This is a genomic window from Microbulbifer taiwanensis, from assembly GCF_014904815.1.
In the GTDB taxonomy this organism is placed as follows: domain Bacteria; phylum Pseudomonadota; class Gammaproteobacteria; order Pseudomonadales; family Cellvibrionaceae; genus Microbulbifer; species Microbulbifer taiwanensis.
In genome coordinates this window covers 79840-100237 of record NZ_JACZFR010000007.1, presented here as the reverse complement: position 1 = coordinate 100237, position 20398 = coordinate 79840, and the positions used below count along the sequence as shown (strand labels likewise).

The 20398-nt window shown below is 61.4% G+C and carries 15 protein-coding genes; 8 read left to right on the top strand and 7 right to left on the bottom strand.

Annotated features, from left to right (window positions below; genetic code table 11):
• The first annotated feature begins 31 nt into the window (after window positions 1–31).
• The 3 genes from IG627_RS21155 to IG627_RS02360 all read left to right on the top strand — a co-directional run bounded on the left by IG627_RS21155 (window position 32) and on the right by IG627_RS02360 (window position 4796).
• Window positions 32–1603 (top strand): ethylbenzene dehydrogenase-related protein, encoded by a 1572-nt coding sequence (locus IG627_RS21155; RefSeq protein ID WP_319024476.1) that lies wholly within the window; start codon window positions 32–34, stop codon window positions 1601–1603.
• Window positions 1600–2241, top strand: a complete 642-nt coding sequence (locus tag IG627_RS02365) for an Lcl C-terminal domain-containing protein (protein WP_193189534.1) — start codon at window positions 1600–1602, stop codon at window positions 2239–2241. The genes IG627_RS21155 and IG627_RS02365 overlap by 4 nt, the downstream gene beginning before the upstream one ends.
• A 107-nt stretch (window positions 2242–2348) precedes the next feature.
• On the top strand, window positions 2349–4796 hold the full coding sequence (locus tag IG627_RS02360; protein WP_193189533.1) for a DNRLRE domain-containing protein: 2448 nt from the start codon (window positions 2349–2351) through the stop codon (window positions 4794–4796).
• Window positions 4797–4924: 128 nt separating this feature from the next.
• Here the strand turns inward: IG627_RS02360 and pelA are convergent, their stop codons facing one another.
• Window positions 4925–6109, bottom strand: coding sequence for a pectate lyase (gene pelA / locus IG627_RS02355; protein ID WP_193189532.1), 1185 nt, complete (start codon window positions 6107–6109; stop codon window positions 4925–4927).
• Between the two features lie 187 nt (window positions 6110–6296).
• Window positions 6297–8495: a S9 family peptidase gene (locus IG627_RS02350; RefSeq protein ID WP_193189531.1), complete on the bottom strand. Its 2199-nt coding sequence runs from the start codon at window positions 8493–8495 to the stop codon at window positions 6297–6299.
• A gap of 183 nt (window positions 8496–8678) precedes the next feature.
• Here IG627_RS02350 and IG627_RS02345 point away from each other — a divergent pair, with 183 nt between their 5' ends.
• Both IG627_RS02345 and IG627_RS02340 read left to right on the top strand, forming a co-directional pair.
• Window positions 8679–9374 (top strand): pirin family protein, encoded by a 696-nt coding sequence (locus IG627_RS02345; RefSeq protein ID WP_193189530.1) that lies wholly within the window; start codon window positions 8679–8681, stop codon window positions 9372–9374.
• The gene (locus IG627_RS02340; protein ID WP_193189529.1) at window positions 9374–10117 is read left to right on the top strand and encodes a sulfite exporter TauE/SafE family protein; all 744 of its coding nucleotides are present in this window, start codon (window positions 9374–9376) and stop codon (window positions 10115–10117) included. Before IG627_RS02345 ends, IG627_RS02340 begins: the two co-directional genes overlap by 1 nt.
• A gap of 36 nt (window positions 10118–10153) precedes the next feature.
• Here IG627_RS02340 and IG627_RS02335 read toward each other — a convergent pair whose 3' ends face one another.
• Both IG627_RS02335 and IG627_RS02330 read right to left on the bottom strand, forming a co-directional pair.
• The gene (locus IG627_RS02335) at window positions 10154–12154 is read right to left on the bottom strand and encodes a tetratricopeptide repeat-containing sulfotransferase family protein (RefSeq protein WP_193189528.1); all 2001 of its coding nucleotides are present in this window, start codon (window positions 12152–12154) and stop codon (window positions 10154–10156) included.
• A 213-nt stretch (window positions 12155–12367) separates the two neighbouring features.
• Entirely contained in the window at window positions 12368–14770 is a 2403-nt protein-coding gene (locus IG627_RS02330) for a TonB-dependent receptor (protein WP_193189527.1), read from the bottom strand.
• Between the two features lie 438 nt (window positions 14771–15208).
• Here IG627_RS02330 and IG627_RS02325 point away from each other — a divergent pair, with 438 nt between their 5' ends.
• The 3 genes from IG627_RS02325 (at window position 15209) to IG627_RS02315 (ending at window position 17117) form a co-directional block, all read left to right on the top strand.
• The gene (locus IG627_RS02325; RefSeq protein WP_193189526.1) at window positions 15209–15874 is read left to right on the top strand and encodes a DsbA family oxidoreductase; all 666 of its coding nucleotides are present in this window, start codon (window positions 15209–15211) and stop codon (window positions 15872–15874) included.
• 43 nt (window positions 15875–15917) lie between these two features.
• On the top strand, window positions 15918–16532 hold the full coding sequence (locus IG627_RS02320) for a hypothetical protein (protein WP_226864626.1): 615 nt from the start codon (window positions 15918–15920) through the stop codon (window positions 16530–16532).
• Between the two features lie 135 nt (window positions 16533–16667).
• A complete protein-coding gene (locus IG627_RS02315) occupies window positions 16668–17117 on the top strand; it encodes a hypothetical protein (protein WP_193189525.1) in 450 nt (149 codons plus the stop codon).
• A 36-nt stretch (window positions 17118–17153) separates the two neighbouring features.
• Here the strand turns inward: IG627_RS02315 and fghA are convergent, their stop codons facing one another.
• The 3 genes from fghA to IG627_RS02300 all read right to left on the bottom strand — a co-directional run bounded on the left by fghA (window position 17154) and on the right by IG627_RS02300 (window position 20276).
• On the bottom strand, window positions 17154–18002 hold the full coding sequence (fghA, locus tag IG627_RS02310) for an S-formylglutathione hydrolase (RefSeq protein ID WP_455429752.1): 849 nt from the start codon (window positions 18000–18002) through the stop codon (window positions 17154–17156).
• Between the two features lie 4 nt (window positions 18003–18006).
• Window positions 18007–19152 (bottom strand): S-(hydroxymethyl)glutathione dehydrogenase/class III alcohol dehydrogenase, encoded by a 1146-nt coding sequence (locus IG627_RS02305; RefSeq protein ID WP_193189524.1) that lies wholly within the window; start codon window positions 19150–19152, stop codon window positions 18007–18009.
• Window positions 19153–19271: 119 nt separating this feature from the next.
• On the bottom strand, window positions 19272–20276 hold the full coding sequence (locus IG627_RS02300; protein WP_193189523.1) for an AraC family transcriptional regulator: 1005 nt from the start codon (window positions 20274–20276) through the stop codon (window positions 19272–19274).
• Between the last annotated feature and the right edge of the window lie 122 nt (window positions 20277–20398).

The following is a 20398-nucleotide window of genomic DNA, read 5'->3' as shown; positions in this document are numbered from 1 at the left end:
CGCTAGCCTGCGGACTATTTGAGGCGCACCCGTGGCCAAAAATAAAAGCTTTAGCTGGATACTACTGCACGGCGCAGCCATCGCGACCGCCACCCTGAGCCTGCTTACCGGGCTGCGCATCGCCACCCTGAGCAGCGCCCCTGTCGCAGCCATTGAGGAACTCCTGCCCCAGGGACAGGTGCACAGCGCACATTTTTTCAGTGCAGCCATCCTGACCCTGGTCGCCATCCTCTATTGTTCCCGCCACGCGGGGCAACTGCTGTGTGGCCGCTTGCCGGATTTCACCCGCATGCATTACCAGAAAGCCATTATCTGGCTCGGCAGCCTGGTGCTGCTGATTTCCCTGGGCAGCGGCTGGCTGCTGTTTTCCGGATGGGGACAGAGCGCCCAGCTGCGCACCTGGCATTTCACCTGCGCTCTGGCGCTGGGTGCCTATATTTTTCTGCACGGCGGTGTCTATTTCGTACGGTCCGGCCGCCGCGCCCTGACACGTATTCTGCTCCCGGCCGCGAGCCCGCTGGCGCGATCATTTTTTGTCGTCGCCCTCCTCTCCACCATCATCCTGTTCGGCTGGCAGGCGCTCACCGCGAGATCCCCCTACCAATTGCTGGTCGCCGCCATGCCGCTGGCGACGCCCATCCATATCGACGGTATCGCCGACGAAAAGGCCTGGACCGAAAGCACAGCACTGGCCGTCAATACCGACGGCGGTGCAAACTTTATCGACGGCCAGACCCGGGTATCGCTGCGCGCCCTGCACAACGGCGAAGAGATCTATTTCCATATCACCTGGCAGGACCCGACCGAGAGCCTGGTACACCTGCCCCTGAAAAAAACCGCATCCGGCTGGCAGGTACAGCAGCAGGGTTTCCACCATTTCGACGAGACCCGCTACTACGAGGACAAGTTTGCCCTGCTGCTGTCAGATTCCTGCACATTCGGCGCCGCCGGTACGGCCCACCTGGGGCGCAAACCGCTCGAGGGCAAACCGGCCAACTGGCACGGCAAGGGATATCATTACAGCGATACTGGGCAGGTTCACGACCTGTGGCACTGGAAGGCGGTGCGCACCAACGATATGTACCTCGCCGACGACAACCATATCGGCGCGCCCTACAGAGTGCGCCCGGGCAGTCGCCGCTATACCGCCGGTTACCTGCAGGACGGCAAAGAATCGGGCTCCTATGTGATGAACTGGCACTGGTACAAACCCGGTGCTGTTGTGCCGAAGCGGATCCCCGGGAGCCCCGATATGCTGACGCCCTATCGGAATCTCCGCAGTGATGCCGACTGGGTGATTCCCTGGTTCGACTACCAGCCCTATTCCGTCGAAGAAGATAGTTACCCGCCCGGCACCCTGATGCCCTCGGTAATCTACAGCTCCAATCGATTCGAGGGCGACAGGGCGGATGTGCGCGCCCGCGCGCAATGGCAGGACGGCTACTGGTCGATGGAAATGGTGCGCAGGCTGGATACCGGTTCACCCCTGGATATTGCCATCGACAGCGGCGTCTGCCTCTGGGTCTCCGCATTCGATCGCGCCCAGGTGGCCCACACCCGCCACACCCGGGCTATCCGTCTCGCGCTGGAGACAACCAAATGAAATTCCGCGCACTGTTGGTATTTGTGCTGCCCGCTGTGATCCTTGTCGCGGCTGCCCTCTACTCAGCCCCGCAACAGGTACCGCAGCCCCATCACCTGACAAAAATAGACGGAAGTGGAAAAGCGCTGAGCGCCTGGTCCGGCCCCTGGTCCTGCGTGTGCGATGACCGCACCCAGTTGCTGTGGGAGGTGAAGACCGATGACGAGGGCATTCACGATGGCTACTGGACCTATTCCTGGTACCAGTATGAACAGGGAGTTGCCAACAGTGGCGACTGCTATTTCGAAAAGGCGCGCTGTGATACTGAAGACCTGATCCGCCACACCAACCGGCAGAAGTTGTGCGGAGCGGAAAACTGGCGCCTGCCGACGACAGACGAACTGCAGTCTCTGGTGATTGCCGACCCGATTCCGGGCCACCCGGCCGTGGATACCGACTATTTCCCCAGAACAAAACGCGGGGACTACTGGACCAGCGATGGCAACCAGCCGTTACAGGGAGTTTACCAATACTTGAAGCGCGGCAGCCGCGCGATTAACTTTATAAACGGCGACGCCGTCACAATTCCCTATCGCAATGCTGCATTTGTGCGCCTGGTTGCCGATAATTCAAATGCCTGTCACAAGGCCCGTCAATAATTCCCGCGCGATTTCCTCTCTGGCACAACGGAAGTGAGGGGTGACCACCTCCGGCGAGCCCAAATTCGCACAACAATAAATTCACCTTTCCGCAAGGAGTCTCCACAATGAGACGATATCTAGGCAGTGCACTCCTATTACCCGCGGTACTGATCGCGGCCGACGCCACCGCGGCCACCAAACACTACCGCCTGGCCTGGGACAGCGACGGCTCCAGCAGCGCCGTGATCGGCTTTTCCCCGGACGGCAGCAGCAACAATCCCTACGTCAATTACGGCTATTCCACCGATGAGGGCAGCTGGACTGCGGCACAGGTGGATGCCACCGAGACCTTCGACGGTTCCATCAGCAGCCATTTTGTGCGCCTGGAAGACCTGAGTCCGGACTCTGCGGTTTACTTCCGCGTGTGCGACCAGGACGGCTGCGGTGAGCGCTTCTGGTTCAGGACTGCCCCGGCCAACAACGATCCCTTCGTGGTCATCGCCGGCGGCGACACCCGCACCGGCCACACCACCCGCCGCCAGGGCAACCAGCTGCTGGCCAAGGTGCGCCCGCTGGCAGTGATGCACGGCGGTGACTTCACCAATGCCAACAGCGCCTCGGAAATGCGTGAGTTTCTCGACGACTGGACACTGACTTACTCCAGCGACCAGATAGACGGCCTCAGCTACCAGCGCATCTACCCGCTGATTCCGACCCACGGCAACCACGAGGACGACAACTATTCCACCGTGTGCCAGGTCTTCGGTGTGGATTTCAATGGCGATGGCAACTGCAACCCCAGCGACACCTATGGTGCCGTGCAGGTATCGCCGCTGCTGCGCGTCTACACACTGAACAGCCAGTTCCAGAGCAGCGGCTGGTCCGCCTACGCCTCGTCGATGAACAACTGGCTGGAGAGCGACCTGTCCGCTTCCGGCAGCGCCGCCAGCTGGCGCTTCGCCCAGTACCACAAACCGATGTTTCCCCACTACAGCGGCAAGTCCGACAACCCCACCCTGTTCGGCTGGTGGGCACAGCCGTTTTACGACTACTCGATGAACCTGGTGGTGGAGTCCGACACCCACCTGACCAAGCTCACCGAGGCGCTGCTCCCGAGCGGCAATAACTTTGCCGCAACCACCGCCGGCGGCACCATCTATGTGGGCGAGGGCAGCTGGGGCGCGCCGGCGCGCTCCGCCAACGACCCGAAATCCTGGACCATCGACCTGGCCAGCATCCAGCAGTTCAAGGTAATCCAGGTCAGCGCCGACGAATTGGTAGTGCGCACGGCGCAGTTCGACAGTTCTGCGGCCACCCTGTCCCGCGAAGAGCGCGAGAATGATCCGCTGCTGCTGCCCGCCAATGTCAACTGGTGGTCCGCGAATGGTATCGGCGAGGCCATGACCCTGACCCGCAACGCGGCGGGCCGCAGCGTGATCGGCAGCAGCTCCGGTGGCAGCAGCTCCGGCGGCAGCAGTTCAGGGGGCAGCAGCTCCGGTGGCGGTTCGGGTGAGCTGGTCTCCCTGGTGGCGACCGACGATGTGTTCATATCGTCCCGGCAGAGTTCCGGCAATTACGACGGCCACGATGACGGCCTGTTGGCGGATGGCAGCGACAGGACTCTCGGCGAGATCTACACACTGATCAGGTTCGACCTGTCCGAACTCGCCGAGTGCACCAGCTACAGCGCCGCGACCCTGGAACTGAATGTCACCGACAGATCCGGCAATACCTACGGTATCTACCTGGCCGACAGCGGCTGGCAGGAGGAATCCGCCAGCTGGAATTCCGTCGGCGGCGCCTCGGTACTCGGCAGCCGGGCCGCGACTTTCGTGCCCTCCTCCACCGGCATAGCACAGATAGACCTGCTCGCTTCCGGCATCATCGACAGCTGGCTCGGCGGCAACAACACCGGCCTGGTGATCGCCTCCGAGGGCGGCAGCAACGGCGTCGATATGACTTCCAAGGAAACCGGCCTGGGCCCGGTGATCAAGGTGCAGACCAGCTGCGGCTCCGGCAGCAGCAGTTCCAGCAGCAGTTCAGGCGGCTCCTCCGGTTCGGGTTCCGGCGGCGGCCAGTCGCTATCCAGGGCGGCGTCGGACGATGCATTCGTGTCCTCGTCCCAGGGCAGCAGCAATTTCGACGACCACGGCGACGGACTGCTGGCGGACGGCAGCGACTCCGCCTACGGCCAGATGTACACCCTGATCAAGTTCGACCTGGCCGACCTCGACAGCTGCTCCGGCATCGACGACGCCACCCTGGAGCTGAATGTCACCAACTACTCCTTCAGCAGCTACGGCGTCTACCGGGCAGCGAGTGACTGGCAGGAGGACTCGGCCACCTGGAACAGCATCGGCGGTTCGAATATTCTCGGCAGCCAGGCCGCGACCTTCACTCCTTCTTCCACCGGCAACTGGCAGATAGACCTGCAGGCTTCCGGCATCGTCGACAGCTGGCTGTCCGGGGTTAACACCGGGCTGGTAATCGCTTCCGAGGGCGGCAGCGACGGCGTGGATATGACGTCCAGGGAGACGGGACAGGGTCCGCTATTGAGTCTCACCTGCAATTAAATAAAAAGGGGCTCGACCCATGTAGGAGCGGCCCATGACCGCGATCGATCTCTGGCAGCTCCCCGGCATTGATCGCGGCCACCGGCCGCTCCTACATGGGGCATCCAAATGGGGCATCCCAAAAAAACTCAAAGGCCGTGCCGCTGCCGCCAGTGGGCAAATTGTTTCAGCACCTTGTGCGGCTGCTCCGTGTACCAGCCGTAACCGCGAATCCGCTCTCGCGACAGCTTGCGGATATCGTAGTAAACACTGCCGTCTCTATCGCCGAATACCGGCCTGTCACTGCCGACTTCATAAAAACGCGCCCACAGGGGCCCGGCATTCTTGTCCGGTAGCAGCTCGCGATAATCCCCGCCGGCTTTTTCCCAGCGATAACCGCGGATCTGGTTTTCGGCAAACCAGCCGTGCGCGCGCACAATGGCCAGCTTGATGGCTTCCGTTGGCTGCTCCAGCTCCATCAAAAACAGCACCAGGTCCGCACTCTCGCTGGTGGCCAGTGCCGCGGGTTCGAAGGCCCGCGCCGCCGCCGGCGCCAGTGACTGCGGGTCGTGCTGGGCACCCCAGATGGTGGCAGTACCACCGGTAATCACCTGGCTTGCCACCAGCATCTGCAGCCCGCGCTGCAGGCTGTCCGCGGCGCGCCGGCGTTGCGGTTCGGGTAAAAAACCCAATCCCTCGTCGTCCCGCGCTGCAGCGCGGACAATGCGCAGCAGGTCGCTGGTCACATCGTCGTTGAAGGTGATCAGGTCGTGGTATTTACCGCGCAGCGGGAAGGACTGCGGCCAGCCGCCACTGGGATACTGGGCCAGCAGTACCAGGTCCAGCGCACGCTCCGCAGCCTCCGCGTAGCGCCTGTCTGCCGTGGCCCGGTAGGCCTTTGCCATCACCCAGAACTGGGTGCTGGTAGCCCCATTGTCAAAAGTGGGAACGTAATTTTTCTCCACGCCGAAAGCCTGGCCGATCTCGCGCGGCGCCGCTCCCATATCCGTGCGCTTGGACCAGCCACCGGAGGGCGTCTGGTAGCTGAGCACGGTATCCGCGATGCGCCTTCCCTCTGCAGTGCGGTAGAAATCCACCGACTGCGCAGGATTGAAGCCAAAACGCTTGGTATAGGTCGCGGGCAGCGTCTCTTCCAACCCGGCCCGCTTCAATTCCGCAGCCATTTGCTGCAAGTCCTGCTGATGTAATTTGCGGGAGAGCTCGCGGTATTCGACCACCGCCTCCGCCAGCTTCAATTCATTGGGGGGCTCTGCATCTGAGACCGCGCCTGTCGGAAATAACAGCACAGCGAGAAAAAAACGGCAGAATCTCATTGTAAGGAACTCTTTGCGGCGCACTTATTGTTGTACAGCAGTGCGGCACAAGTACCGCCCTGTCAGGCAGAATTATTGCATTGGTCAGGCCAGTAATGCCACAGCCCCGAAATGCCAAACACAAAAAAAGCGCCACCGGTTGTCCGGTGGCGCTTCCCTGCCTCGAGTGCACCGAAGTGCGCTGTCGCTACTTCAGGTGCCGGTCAAAGAACTCCTCGATCATGGTGTACATGTGGATGCGGGTCTGCTTGCCGCGCAGGCTGTGCTTCTTGCCCGGGTAGGTCATCAGCTCGAACTGCAGTCCCTTGTCCTGCATTTCCTTGATCAGCCTGGTGGTGTTGGTAAACAGCACATTGTCGTCCGCCATACCGTGATAGATCAGCAGTGCGCCCTCGAGCCCCTCCGCATAGGGGAATACCGAAGAGGCCTCATAGGCCTCGCCGTCGCCGTTGGGGTTGCCCATATAGCGCTCTGTGTAGTGGGTGTCGTACAGGGCCCAGTCGGTAACCGGTGCACCGGAAACCCCCGCCTTGAAGTAATCGCCGGCCTTGAACATATTCATCAGCGCCATATAGCCGCCGTAGCTGTGGCCATAGACACCGATATTGTCGCCATCCACATAGGGCAGGGAGCGCAGGAATTTTACCCCCGCCACCTGGTCTTCCACTTCCGGCTGGCCCATGCGCTTGAAGATCGGGTTTTCAAATGCGGTGCCGCGATTGGCGGAACCACGGTTGTCCAGTGTGAACACCACATAGCCCTGTTGCGCCATAAACTGGTTGAATTCCTTGTCCCAGCTGTTGGTCACCAGTTGTGCATGGGGGCCACCGTAGAGATAGACCATGACCGGGTATTTTTTCGATTCGTCGAAATTCGCCGGTTTGTACAGGCGATAATGCAGAGTGTGGCCCTGCGGCGCCGCGAAGGAACCGAACTCCGGCACTACCCAGTTTTTGCTGTAGGGATAGAGCGGATGGCCTTTGACGACCGCGTTTGCTTCCAGCCAGGTGACCTGTTCGCCGTCGGCCCGGTGCAGGCTGACCTGTGTCGGTGTACTGACGTTGGAGAATTTGTCGATATAGCCCGAGCCGTCTTCGGCAAACTCTATGCTGTGCATACCGGCGCGCCCTGAAATCTTGCGCACGGCTCCATCGCCACCCAGTTTGGCCGCGTACAGGTGGCGCTCCAGCGGGGTGTCTTTCCGGCCGGTAAAATAGACCACACCGTTTTTCTCATCCACGGCCTCCAGTTCGTCAATGACCCAATCACCGCTGGTCAACTGCCTTACCGGCTTTCCGCCCAGGTCGTACAGATACAGGTGTTTGAAGCCGTCGCGCTCTGAGGACCAGATAAAGCGCTCGCTGTCCTCTAGGAAATACAGGTCGTCGTGCAGGTTGATCCAGGTATCGCTGCTTTCCGCAAGCAGTTTTTTCGACTTGCCGTTGTCCAGGTCATACAGGCGCAGCTCCAGCTTCTGCTGGTTGCGATTCTGCCACTGGTAGCTGAGCAGGCTGTCCCGCGCCCAGTCCACCCGCGGAATATAGATATCCTCGTCCTTGCCCAGGTCTATCCAGCGGGTCTTGCCGGACTCGATATCGAGAACACCCAGTTTGATTTTCACATTGGGTCGACCGGCAGCCGGATAGCGCTGCTGGATCATGTCGATGCGGTCGGCATAGATTTCGCTGCGGATCACTTCATCCACCGGCGACTCATCCACCTGCAGGTAGGCGATATGGCGATCGTCCGGCGACCACCAGTAACCGGTCATGCGGTCCATCTCTTCCTGGGCCACGAATTCGGCCATGCCGTTCTTGATCGGGCCCTCGCCGTCCCTGGTTAGCTGGCGCTCCTTGCCGGTTTGCAGGTCGACGATAAAAATATCCTGGTCACGGATAAAGGATACGTAGCGGCCCTTCGGCGATACGCGCACATCGGTTTCGAAAGCCTCGGTTTCGGTCAGGCGCCGCGCGGATTTCTTGTCGAGGTCGTAGTAGTAGACGTCGCCGGCCAGCGGGAACAGCAGGGACCTGCCGTCGTCCGACCAGGTGTACTCCATGATGCCGCTGCCGTAGATGCGCTGACGCTCGCGCCGCGCTTTTTCCTCGTCGGATAGTACTTCCTTCCCTTTATGCAGGGAATCCGAGTTCACCAGCACGCGGCTTTTGCCGTCGCCGATATTGTATTCCCACAGGTCGTAGCGGTCGTAGTCCTCCTCGCGCCCCTTCAGGAAGGTCACACGACTGCCGTCCGGGGAGTACTCCAGCGCACGCGGCGAGGTGCCGCTCAGCGCGGGATCGGAGAAGATTCTCTCGATAGTCAGCTGTTCAGCAGAACAAATGCCGGTAAATGTACAGCCGAGCAGAAGAAGCAATTCTCTTTTCATACAGCATCTCTTTTTTCTAACAGCGTATTTGTAGCAGTACGCAGGATTCTACAATGGTTTGGCGCTCCCTGCCCCAACCAGGCATGTTCGATTCCATGGAATAAACCGTTGCAAATTATGCGATTTTCTCCCGCGAACAGTGAACCTAAGATGCCGCCATCAATCCAGTGGAGGATCAGAGACATGGACTACATCCGTAAATCCGACAGCCGCGGGCAGGTCAATCTCGGCTGGCTCCACAGCCGCCACAGCTTCTCATTCGGCCGCTATTACGACCCGGCGCATATGGGCTTTTCGGCACTGCGGGTCATCAACGATGACACGGTGAAAGCTGGCACCGGCTTCGGTGCCCACGGCCACAGGGATATGGAGATCATCACCTACGTGCTGGAGGGTGAAATCAAACACAGCGACAGCATCGGCAACCGCTTTGTCGTGCCCGCCGGTGAGGTGCAGCGCATGAGTGCCGGCACCGGTATCCAGCACTCGGAATTCAACGCATCGCGCAGCGAGCGACTGAAGTTGTTACAGATATGGATAGAACCCGATGTGACGGGCATAGTGCCCGGCTATGAGCAGGCCAACATTCCCCAGCGCGACAAGATGACACCGCTGGTTACATCCGACGGGAGAGATGGTTCACTGAGCATGCAACAGGATGCCAGCCTCTCACGCTTGCGCCTGTCGCCCGGGGAGCGATACACCCTGGGTACCGGCGGCCGCGCCGGCTACCTGCATATCATCGAAGGTTCTCTGGACGCTGGAAGCACCCGTTTCTCTGCCGGCGACGGAATTGGATTTACCCGGACCCGCGAACAGGAAATCGCCGCAGGCACCGACGGCCTCGAAGCACTCTGGTTCGATCTGCCGCGCGAATGATGGAAACACTCGTCCTCTCGCCCCTATTCTGGCTACTGGCAATCGCCGGCGTCACCCTGACCGGCATCTCCAAATCCGGATTTGCCGGCGGCGCCGGGGTGGTGGCGGTACCTCTGCTGGCGCTGGTGATGCCGGTGCCGCTGGCGGTGTTCCTGATGCTGCCACTGCTGCTGGCGATGGATATCAAGACGGTCCAGTACTACTGGCGGCACGCCGACTGGGTGCAGTTGAAAAGTATCGTCCCCGCCGCCGTCGCCGGTATCACCGTCGGTGGCCTGCTGCTGGGCAGATTGCCGGAGGATTGGCTTAAACTGCTGCTCGGAATTCTCTCGATTGTCTTTGCCCTCTGGCAGCGACTGGCACCACTACTCGGTGCCATGAAGGGCGCCGCCTGGCTCTGGGGTGGCATCAGCGGGCTGACCAGTACCCTGATTCACGCCGGCGGGCCGCCGATCAATATCTACCTGATAGCGCGACAGCTGCCCAAGCTGGATTGGCTGGCCACGGCGGGCATATTTTTCGGCATCATGAATGCGGTCAAGGTGATCCCCTACCTACTGACCGGTGACTGGACCCGGGACCTGTTCCTGATGTCGCTGTTGTTACTGCCGGTAGCCCTGGCGGGTGTCTGGCTGGGCAGGCAGATACAGGGAAGGATTTCCGAACGGCAGTTTGCACTCTGCTGCCGCGCGCTGCTGCTGGCCTCCGGAATCCTGTTGCTGGCTCAGGTATTCTGGCCCTAGAGAATAGTCGCAACGCGCGCCTGGCCATTGCCGCGGTCACCCGTAGGGGTAAGTCTCCAGCTCCGCGGCGAGGATCTTCTTGAGCGGCGCCAGCTGGGCGTCGAAATTTTTCCACTGCTCGGTGCCGCTGCGGTAGATAGGCCGGCGCACCTGCTCGGCACTGGGCGTGCGCACCGCGCGCTCGGTCTTGTGGAAATCGATACAGGATTTCTCGAACGGCAGGCCGCAGTAGTCGAGGATGCGCCGCACCTGTCCCTCCAGGTCCGCCACCACCGATTCATAGTGCACCCGCAGCACCCTGCCTGGCAGCACCCTGTCCCAGTGATCCATCAGGCGCACGTAATCCTTATAGTATTCACCGATCAGCTCCAGCCCGTAAGTAAACTCCTGCCCGTCGGCGAACAACTGTTTGAAGCCGCTGAAACAGCAGGACAGCGGGTGGCGGCGGGCGTCGATAATCTTCGCATTCGGCAGTATCAGCTGAATCAGACCGATATGGCGGAAGTTGTTCGGCATCTTGTCGATAAACAGCGGCGCGCCGGCGCGGTGAATACGCGTCTCGTCGATATACTGGCGGCCCAACTGTTCGAGCTTTTCCGTCTCCAGCTGCTGTAGCAGCGCCGGATAGCGCGGCTCGTCGCTGGCGCGGCGGCGGCCGTCGAGGCGCCTGGCCATTGCCATGACATTGTGCAGTTCCAGTGTGCCGTCCACCTGGGAATGGGAGGCGAGTATCTGCTCCAGCAGGGTGGAACCGGCGCGCGGCAGGCCGACGATAAAGATCGGATCCGGCGCATCGCAGCCGCTGCCCGCATTTTTTTCAAACAGCTCGCGGGTGCAGTGGGCAATCTGCAGATCGGTATCGCGGCGGTTCTGCTCGATACTGTAGCGGCACTCCTGCTGTTTCAGCCCGTTGCCCTTTTCGTATTGGGCGAAAGCCTCGTCGTATTGCCGGCGGTCCTCCAGCGCCTTGCCCAGCGCGAAGCAGAGGTGGTAGCGGTCCTCGCGCGCGGTGGCCGGCGCCGCCTCCAGCTCGCGCATCCGCGCTATCTCCGCGTCCTCGAAACGGTAGGTCTTCATATTGGCGAGGCTCCACCAGGCATCGCCAAAATCCGGCTTGGCTTCGTAGGCACCGCGGTAGGCGCGGATGGCCCCCTCCGCATCGCCGATGGTTTTCAGCGTGTGGCCGCGCTGCAGGTGAATGCCGTGCAACTGCGGTGCCCCGGCGGCGATGTGGTCGTAGATCCGCAGTGCGGTCTCGTAGTCGCCCACCATCGCACTCTGGGTGGCGAAGAGGATGTCCGCCTGGCGGTTCCCCTGCCGTTCGCGCAGGATTTTTGCCTGTGCCAGCGCGGCGGCGAATTTCTGCCGTTTGCGCAGCACGCCGATATAGTCAAAGCGCGCCTGGTGGAAATCCGGGTAGAGCGCCAGGCAGCTCTCCAATAAAAAGTCGGCGTCGTCGAGTATGCCCAGTTCGGCGCCGATCAGTGCCAACAGGCGCATGGCCTCCGGGTGGTGCCTGTGGCACTGCAGGAAATTTCGGCACAGCTGCTCGGCCTTGAGCAGTTTTTTCTCGTACATCAGGCTGGCGGCGCCGAGCAGTTCCGGCGGCAGCTTGTGTAAGTGCTGGAACTGGCCCAGTGCCTGCTCCGCCTCGTCGTTTTTGCCCAGAGCGCGCAGGCCCAGCGCCAGGCCTTTCCAGCTGGCGTGCAGGGCCGGGTTCAGCTCCGCCGCGCGGCGGAAGGTATCTACGGCGGAGTTAGTTTTACCCAGCCGGGCAAAGTTGTGGCCGCGCTCTTGAAAGGCGCGGGCGTGCTGGCTGTCGAGTTGCAGCAGCTTATCCAGTGTATCCAGCGCCGCGGCGCTCTCGCCCAGGTAGCGCTGGCTGACGGCGAGCAGGTAAAAACTTTCCGCGTCATCGGGATGGTCCTCCGCGAGCTTCTCGGCCAATTCGCGGGCGCGGGAAAAATCGCGTTTTTTCAGCGCGGTGCGGATCTCTGCGGTGGCCTCGCGGCTGGCGGGAGAGGGTTCGGAAGACACGGTAAATATCTCGTTACATTTTTTTGAATTAGGCCGGGCGAACACTTGGCTCGCCCGGTTCCCCCTCCCCCGGCCCACTGACTCGCGCCATCCCTGGCGCTCGCCCGCTTCGCGGGCGCCTGCGGCGTCCAAATTTGCTCCCGACAAATTTGTCCCGCAAGCGGGAGAGGGGAGCTATCCTTTCGGGTTTGGGTGTTACCTCCGATTCCGTAATCAGAAGTCGTAGGTCACCTTGACACCAAAGGTGCGCGGGCGGTTGGTGGTGATGCGCTTGGTGTTATCCAGCGTGTTGATAAACAGCTCGGCGCGCTCGTCGGTCAGGTTTTCCGCGTAGAGCTCGGCACCCCAGTGCATTTCGCGCAGGCCGAAAGACGCATCGACAGTCGTATAGGCATCCTGCTCAAAGCGGTCGTTGGGCTGTACCACGATGGAACTCCAGGCCTCGTCGCTGTACTGCAGGCCCGCCTGCCAAAAGGCATCGTAACCGGCCAGGGTCCAGTCGTAGCGCGCGCGCAGGTTGAACTGCAGCGGCGGCGACAGGGCCAGCTCGCTGCCCTCGGGAGCCACGTTGACGGCGCTGCCCGGCACCCGGGTGATCTCCGTGTCGTTGTAGGAAAGGGCACCGATCATCTGCAGATTGTCCGTCGGCAGCCAGGTCACGTCCGCCTCGATACCGCGGATCTCCGCATCCAGGGCGTTATCCAGGTAGAAGAGGAAGTAGACACTGGGATCGAAGACCGCGGTCTGGATATCGGACCACTGCACCAGGTAGACGCTGCCGTTGAACTGCAGGCTGTGATCCAGCAGTGTGGTTTTCCAGCCGGCCTCGTAATTGTCCACGGTATCGGTGGTCACCGTGTAGGGCACTGTGGTGGTGTCGTTGCCGTTGCCGCCGCCGCGGTTGTAAGCCGGCGGGCGGAAACCCTCGGAGTAGGTGGCGTAGAGCAGCGTATCGTCGCCGGGCGTGTAGCTGAGGGTGAATTTGGTGATGACATCGCTCTCATTCAGCGGCACGTCTATACCGGCCCCGGCCCACTTGGAATCCAGGTTGTCACCGTACTGGTCGGTGTCGATACCGCCGGCATTGCCGAAGGAGGAGTTGGCGGAGCCCAGCAGCTTCACGTCGATATCGTAGTGGCGCAGACCGACGGTAGCGGTAAGCTTTTCAGTCACGTCATAGGACAGCTCGCCGAAGAAGGCCAGCTGCTCCTCGGTGCGGGTGATATCGTTGAAGAAGGCCACACCGGCGGGGCGCGCGCCCGGATCTATCGCGGTGGCCCTGTTCGGGTCGGAGCTGTCCGGGGACCAGCCGCGCGGGTAATTCTGCGGGAAGCCCAGGTCGACGATGGAGCCGTAGACGAAGTTGCCGCGGTCGAGTATCTCCACGTCCTCGTAGAAGGCACCGGCGGTCAGGCGCAGGGCGTACTCCTCCGGCGTGGAGAGGCGCAGCTCGTGGCTGGTGCGGGTGTTTTCCACCAGGCCCACATAGCCCTTGGTGGGGTCGTAGCAACTGTCCACATAGTCGCAGGTGTAGTAGGCCACATAGCCGCCCACGTCGTTGTAGCCGGTGTAGTCCATGGACTGCTCCACCTCGCGGTCCAGGTAGGCGCCGGTGTAGACGATATCCAGCGCCGCCAGGCGGCCCTCCAGGGTCCAGCTGGTCAGGTCGAAGCTGTCCTCGAGGGAATCCTCGAAGTAGCGGCGCACTTCCAGGTCGCCGACATTTTCCGGGTCGTGATCGAAGACACCGTCCGCATCCAGGTCCTGGTGGGTGTGCTGCAGCAGCGCCTCCCAGTCGTCGTTGATCGCGTATTTGAGACCGACGCGGGCGCCGCGATAGCTGGCGTCGTTGAAGTCCTCTTCCACCAGGTCCTCGTTACTCGCGCTCTGCACCGGCAGGCCGGCCCAGGCCAGGTTCACATCCGCATCGGGTGTATAGGTGCCGGCCACATTGTCGATATAGCCGCCCTCATTGGACTGGTAGGCGGCGACCCGCGCGGCCAGCCTGCCCTCGATCAGCGGCAGGTTGATGACGGACTCCAGGGTATCGGAAAGTTCGCCGCCCTTGGTGGTAGCGACGCCCGCCTCGATCCCCAGCTGGAATTCATCCAGCTGCGGCTTGTTGGTGATCAGGCGCACCGTGCCCGCCTGGGAGCTGGCGCCGAACAGCGTACCCTGCGGGCCTTTCAACACCTCGACCCGCTCAATATCGGTCACATACACGTCCAGGTTGCGCCCGCCGATACTGACCGGCGCCTCGTCCAGGTAGAGCGCCACATTTGGCGCCGTGCCGTTGGCCTGGGACAGCTGGGTAGCGATGGTCTCGGTGGCCATACCGCGGATATAGATGGACGACTGGCCCGGGCCGCGGCCGCCGGAGGTCACGTTGGGCATATGGCGGATATAGTCGTCGAAATTGGAGACGTTCAGGTTCTCCAGGCTCTCCTCCCCCAGGGCCTGCACGGTGACCGGGATATCCTGGGCGCTGGCGGCGCGCTTGGTGGCGGTGACCGTCACCTCCTCGATTTGCCGCGGCTCGGCAAGTACCGGCTGGCTGCCCAGTACCGCCGCACCAGCCGCCAGAATGGCGCTGTGCAATTTGCTTTTCTCGAACACAGAGATCTCCTTGCTCTTAAAGGGTTTGTTTTGTGCGCCGCAAATAGGGGGCAGCGGGCCGCAAATAGCATCGAGGCGCCATCCACCTGGATGCCTGCATCTCACTGAAATTTAGTGGTGTAATTATTGTGATGAGTGATAGCTGTCGAAAAGATCGCCAAATAGCGACTTATCGCAGTGCTGCTGAGGGCAGAGCCGCAGACATAATCCCGCTGCCCGGGCGCTGAATTGCGGCGAAATTCTATAGAAATGACCGTAAAAGATAAAGTCTGAGACAAAAAGTCATCAGGCTGCACAGATTTCAATCACCACCCACGTGAATTTGGTTCTCGGCAATATGATTCGAACTGTAATTTTTTGATGACAATAAAAAAGACGCTTTCGCCACCCGCCGACAAACAGGCTACAGTGGCAACAGGTAACAGAGAGTGGGCATCCATGACCCAGCAAAAACTGCCCCTGCGGATCGATATCGTCTCCGATGTGGTCTGCCCCTGGTGCGCTATCGGCTATTTGCGCCTGCAGCGGGCACTGGAAAAGTACGCGCAGCAGTTGCAGGCGGAGATTCACTGGCTGCCGTTCGAACTGAACCCGCAAATGCCTGCGAGCGGTGAAAACCTGCGTGAGCACCTGGCGAAGAAATACGGCACCACACCGCAGCAGAGCATAGAGGCGCGCCGGCGGCTGACGGACCTGGGCGCGGACCTCGGCTTCGCCTTCAACTACAGCGACGATATGCGTATGTACAACACCTTCAATGCGCACCAGTTGCTGCAGTGGGCCAGGGGATACGACCGGGAGACCGAATTGAGCCTGCGCCTCTTCGACGACTTTTTTCGCGAGCGAAAAAATATCGACGATTTAGGCGTGCTCGTAGAGGCCGCCGCGGCGGTGGGGCTGGATGAAAACGAGGCCCGGGAAGTGCTGCAGAACCAGACATACGCCGGCGCCGTGCGCGAACTGGAAAAGTTGATCACCAGCCAGGGCGTCAGTGGTGTACCCTTGTTTGTCTTCAACCGCGAGTACGCCATCAGCGGCGCCCAGGAAGTGGCCACCTTCGAGCAGCAGTTGCAGCAAGTACTGGATGAGAACACTGACAATTGATTGCCACACGGCTTCTAACAATAAATAGGGGAAATCGATTTCGATGCAATCCGGAAAAAATCTACTCGGCATATTGGCAGCCGTCGCCGCGACACTGGGTGGCTGCGGCCCGAAGGCCGGGACACAGGCCCCCGCAGACGCCTTCCTGTCCAGTATTGCCGACTACTGCGGCAAGGCCTTTGCCGGCCGAATAACCGTCAACGAACCGAAAACCGCGCAACCGGATCCCTTCGAGGGCAAGACACTGGTGATGCATGTGCGCGGCTGCGAACAGCCGACCCGCGAGCTGCGCATTCCCTTTCACGTCGGCGAGGACAGATCCAGAACCTGGATTCTGACCCGCACCGATACGGGTCTGCGGCTGAAGCACGACCACCGCCACGAGGATGGCAGCGAGGACACACTGACCATGTATGGCGGCGACAGCCGCGCACCGGGCAGCGCCGGGCGGCAGGCGTTTCCCACCGATGCCGAGACCAAAGCGCTGTTTGCGCGGGAGGGGCTGGATGCTTCGATCGACAATACCTGGATTATGGAAATAGTGCCGGGCGAAAGATTCAGCTACCAACTGACCCGCCCCAGCGGCCGCAATTTCCGCGTCGACTTCGACCTGAGTGAACCGGTAGCGGCGCCGCCCGCGCCCTGGGGGCACGACTAGTCGCAATAAATACATTGCCGCGCCGGGGCGCTGCGCCCCGCGCGACAGATTAACAATTGTTTACCCATCTTAATCCAACACCCCGCCGCACCCGCGGTCTCATCTGCGAACCCATTGAACAGTGAGACCCAGATAATGAAACGCCTCCTCCTGCTGCTTGCGACAGCCGCGGCCGCCGGCTGCAGCTCCGTCGCCAAAATGCCGCCGGTGTTTTCCGAATCCCTGATTACCAACATCACCGAACAGGGCAATCACTTCTTCACCTACAGGGCTAACCTGAGCATGCAGGAGGGCGGCGCGGCACCCGCTCGCGGCCCGGGTGTTGGCGGCAAAGGCGGCGGCAGGGGTGGCCCCGGCGGAGGCATGGGCGGCGGTCCCGGCGGCGGTATGGGCGGCGGAATGGGCGCTCCCGGTGGCGGTATGCAGGCCAGGATGCGCGACAACCCGCAAGAGGCTGCCATGGAGCGCCTGGAAGAGATCCTGGCGGAAACCGGTTACTGCCCCAACGGCTGGTTCGTGATCGAGAAAACCTTCGACCGCGGCGCCGCAGAAATCCGCGGCGAGTGTCGCACGGCTTCCGCTTAAGGACCTGGATAAGCCCTTAAGCGGGCGGCGACCTTGTCAGTGCTTTAACAGATAGTCGGCGTGAAAGCACAGATGCTGCTCGATAAAGCTGGCAATAAAGTAGTAGCTGTGATCGTAGCCCGCGTGGTGCTCCAACTTCAGCGGGTAACCGCTGGCTTCGGCGGCGGTTTCCAGCGCGTGGGGTTTCAGCTGCTCCTCCAGGAACTGGTCCTCCTCGCCCTGGGAAACCAGTAGCGGCAACTGTTCACTGGCGCGGCTCACCAGGGTTGCCGCGTCGTAGTCTTCCCAGCTGGATTTATCCGCCCCCAGATAGGCGCTGAACGCCTTCTCGCCCCAGGGGCAGGCGATCGGGTTACAGATGGGACTAAAAGCGGAAATCGATGTATAGCGCTCGGGATTGCGCAGCCCGATCACCAGTGCGCCGTGGCCTCCCATGGAATGGCCGGCTATAGCGCGCCGCTCACTGACCGGGAAATTCTGTTCGACCAGTTGCGGCAGTTCGCGCACGACATAGTCGTACATCCGGTAGTGCTGCTTCCAGGGCTCCTGGGTCGCGTTCAGGTAGAAGCCCGCCCCCTGCCCCAGGTCGTAGCCCGGATCGTCCGCAACATCCTCGCCGCGCGGGCTGGTGTCCGGTATCACCAGCGCTATGCCCAGCTCCGCCGCCACCCGCTGCGCCCCGGCTTTCTGGCTGAAATTCTCGTCGGTGCAGGTGAGGCCGGACAGCCAATAGAGGACCGGGTACTTGTGCCCCTTTTCCTCTTCGGCCTCCTGCGGCAGATAGACGGCGAAACGCATCGGGCAGTTCAGGACGTCCGAATCGTGACGGTACTGCCGCTGCAGGCCGTCGAAACACTTGGTACTGCTGACCAGTTCCAGCTTCATGTGCTCAGCCCTCCCTGCCGGTGGACGGGTAGTGGATCACGCTGCGAATGCTCTTACCCTGGTGCATCAGTTCGAAGGCATCGTTGATCTTTTCCAGCGGCATGGTGTGCGTAATGAAATCGTCCAGCTGGAACTCCCCGGCCAGGTAGCGCTCGACATAGTCGGGCAGCTCCGAGCGCCCCTTGACCCCGCCAAAGGCGGTGCCGCGCCAGACGCGCCCGGTCACCAGCTGGAAGGGGCGCGTACTGATTTCCTGGCCGGCGCCGGCCACGCCGATAATCACCGACTCACCCCAACCCTTGTGGCAGCACTCCAGCGCCGCGCGCATGACATTGACGTTGCCGATGCACTCGAAAGAATAATCCACACCGCCATCGGTCAGCTCGACGATGACTTCCTGTATCGGCTTGTCGTAATCCTTGGGGTTGATGCAGTCGGTGGCGCCGAGCTTCTTCGCCAGCTCGTATTTCGACGTGTTGATATCGATCCCGATAATACGCCCGGCGCCAGCCATGCGTGCACCGATCACCGCCGACAGGCCTATACCGCCGAGACCGAATATGGCGACCGTCGCGCCCGCCTCCACCTTGGCGGTGTTCATCACCGCACCCATACCGGTAGTGACACCGCAGCCGAGCAGGCACACCTCCTCCAGCGGCGCCTCGGGGTTGACCTTGGCCAGGGAGATCTCCGGCAACACCGTGTATTCGGAAAAAGTCGAGGTACCCATATAGTGGTAGATCGGTTTACCGTCCACCGAGAAGCGGGTGGTGCCATCCGGCATCAATCCTTTACCCTGGGTTTCGCGGATTTTCTGACACAGGTTGGTCTTGCCGGATTTACAGAACTTGCACTCGCCGCACTCGGGCGTGTAGAGCGGGATCACATGGTCCCCCACCGCCACACTGGTCACCCCCTCGCCCACCGACTCGACGATACCGCCGCCCTCGTGGCCGAGGATGGCCGGGAATACACCCTCCGGATCGTCACCGGACAGGGTGAAGGCATCGGTGTGGCAGACACCGGTGGCCACCAGCCTGATACGCACTTCGCCTTTCTGCGGCGGCATGACATCGACGTCCTCGATGGAGAGCGGCTGACCCGCCGCCCAGGCAACTGCGGCTTTGCAACGGATGGTTTCTGCGGTCATTGTGCACTTCCTGTTACTGAATCATTGAAATACCGGGCCCAGAATAGCCCGGCTTTCCACGCGGGTGCAAAGGGGAGCTTGTCCGGATTATCCACCCGGACAGCGCGACAATAATCGGGTTAGCGCTGCTGTTTTCGCCACTGCAGCGGCGAGCTGCCGTGCACGGCGCGAAACGCCTTGGAGAAGGCGCTGATATCCGTATAGCCGAGGCTCGCCGAGAGCAGGTTGATATCGATACTCGAGGCGCGCAGGTGCCAGCGCGCCGTCTCCATGCGCGCGTCCTGCAGCAGTTGCTTGAAGGAGGTGCCGGCCTCGCGCAGGCGCCTTTGCAGGGTGCGCGCTGGAATATGTATCAGCTCGGCAATCTGCGACAGCCCGTGCTGTTGGGCACCCAGGGTCTGCAGGATCAGTATGCGCACCTGTTGTGCGATATCACCCTCGTGTTCGCCCAGCAGCTGGCGGGTGAACTCATCGAAATACAGATTGAGACTGGCGCCCGGCTTGCACAACGGTCGCTGAAGGGTGTCGGCATCGAAGACCAGGCAGTCGCGCTCCTGCCCGAATTGCACCTCGCCTTTGAAAAATTCACGGTAGCGCTCCGGCGACGACAGCGGCCCCTCGCGAAAACAGACCCGACGGGGACGTATATCCGCCCCCGCCAGATCCTGAATCAGGCGGTAACCCGCACCCACGGCCAACTCGCGGTACTGCTGTGCCAATAGCGGCGTCTCGAAGTGATCGAAGCGCTGAGCCACCAGCTCGCCGCCCTCTGTGCGAATGCGCCAGTGATCCGCCTGGTTGTGCAACACCATGTAGCGCTGGGTCACCGCCAGTGCCGAGCCCAGGTCACCGCTGTGCAGCAACAGCTTGCCCAGCGCGCCGAGCATTCGCACCCCCTGCATGCTGGCCAGACGCAGACCGAAGTCGCTGCAGTGCAGCTCGCGTGCACAGAGATTCAGCAGTTCTGTCAGAGTGGCGATGGGCACCAGTATGTCCGGGCGGCGCATACAGTCCGCCGGCAGCCCCACGCGGGCCAGCAATGCCGACGGATCGCCTCCGAGCTGCGGCACCAGCAGGTTGAAACCGGCCAGGGAACCGCTGCGGATTTCATAAATCGGCTTCATTCAATACTCGTACCTGGAATCACTACCATGGCCAATGCGAGAGATTGCCGCCGGCGGGCGGAGCGCTTTCACAATGGAGCGCGATCATACTCCTACTCGCACAAAATTTGCACCGCCTTCCC

What these genes read in the sequence shown, in the direction of transcription:
- IG627_RS02360 (WP_193189533.1), top strand. Translation starts at nt 2,349, where the DNA reads ATGAGACGATATCTAGGCAGTGCACTCCTATTACCCGCGGTACTGATC.
- pelA (WP_193189532.1), bottom strand. Translation starts at nt 6,109, where the DNA reads ATGAGATTCTGCCGTTTTTTTCTCGCTGTGCTGTTATTTCCGACAGGC.
- IG627_RS02300 (WP_193189523.1), bottom strand. Translation starts at nt 20,276, where the DNA reads ATGAAGCCGATTTATGAAATCCGCAGCGGTTCCCTGGCCGGTTTCAAC.
- IG627_RS02305 (WP_193189524.1), bottom strand. Translation starts at nt 19,152, where the DNA reads ATGACCGCAGAAACCATCCGTTGCAAAGCCGCAGTTGCCTGGGCGGCG.
- IG627_RS02320 (WP_226864626.1), top strand. Translation starts at nt 15,918, where the DNA reads ATGCAATCCGGAAAAAATCTACTCGGCATATTGGCAGCCGTCGCCGCG.
- fghA (WP_455429752.1), bottom strand. Translation starts at nt 18,002, where the DNA reads ATGAAGCTGGAACTGGTCAGCAGTACCAAGTGTTTCGACGGCCTGCAG.
- IG627_RS02345 (WP_193189530.1), top strand. Translation starts at nt 8,679, where the DNA reads ATGGACTACATCCGTAAATCCGACAGCCGCGGGCAGGTCAATCTCGGC.
- IG627_RS02365 (WP_193189534.1), top strand. Translation starts at nt 1,600, where the DNA reads ATGAAATTCCGCGCACTGTTGGTATTTGTGCTGCCCGCTGTGATCCTT.
- IG627_RS02340 (WP_193189529.1), top strand. Translation starts at nt 9,374, where the DNA reads ATGGAAACACTCGTCCTCTCGCCCCTATTCTGGCTACTGGCAATCGCC.
- IG627_RS02325 (WP_193189526.1), top strand. Translation starts at nt 15,209, where the DNA reads ATGACCCAGCAAAAACTGCCCCTGCGGATCGATATCGTCTCCGATGTG.
- IG627_RS02350 (WP_193189531.1), bottom strand. Translation starts at nt 8,495, where the DNA reads ATGAAAAGAGAATTGCTTCTTCTGCTCGGCTGTACATTTACCGGCATT.
- IG627_RS02315 (WP_193189525.1), top strand. Translation starts at nt 16,668, where the DNA reads ATGAAACGCCTCCTCCTGCTGCTTGCGACAGCCGCGGCCGCCGGCTGC.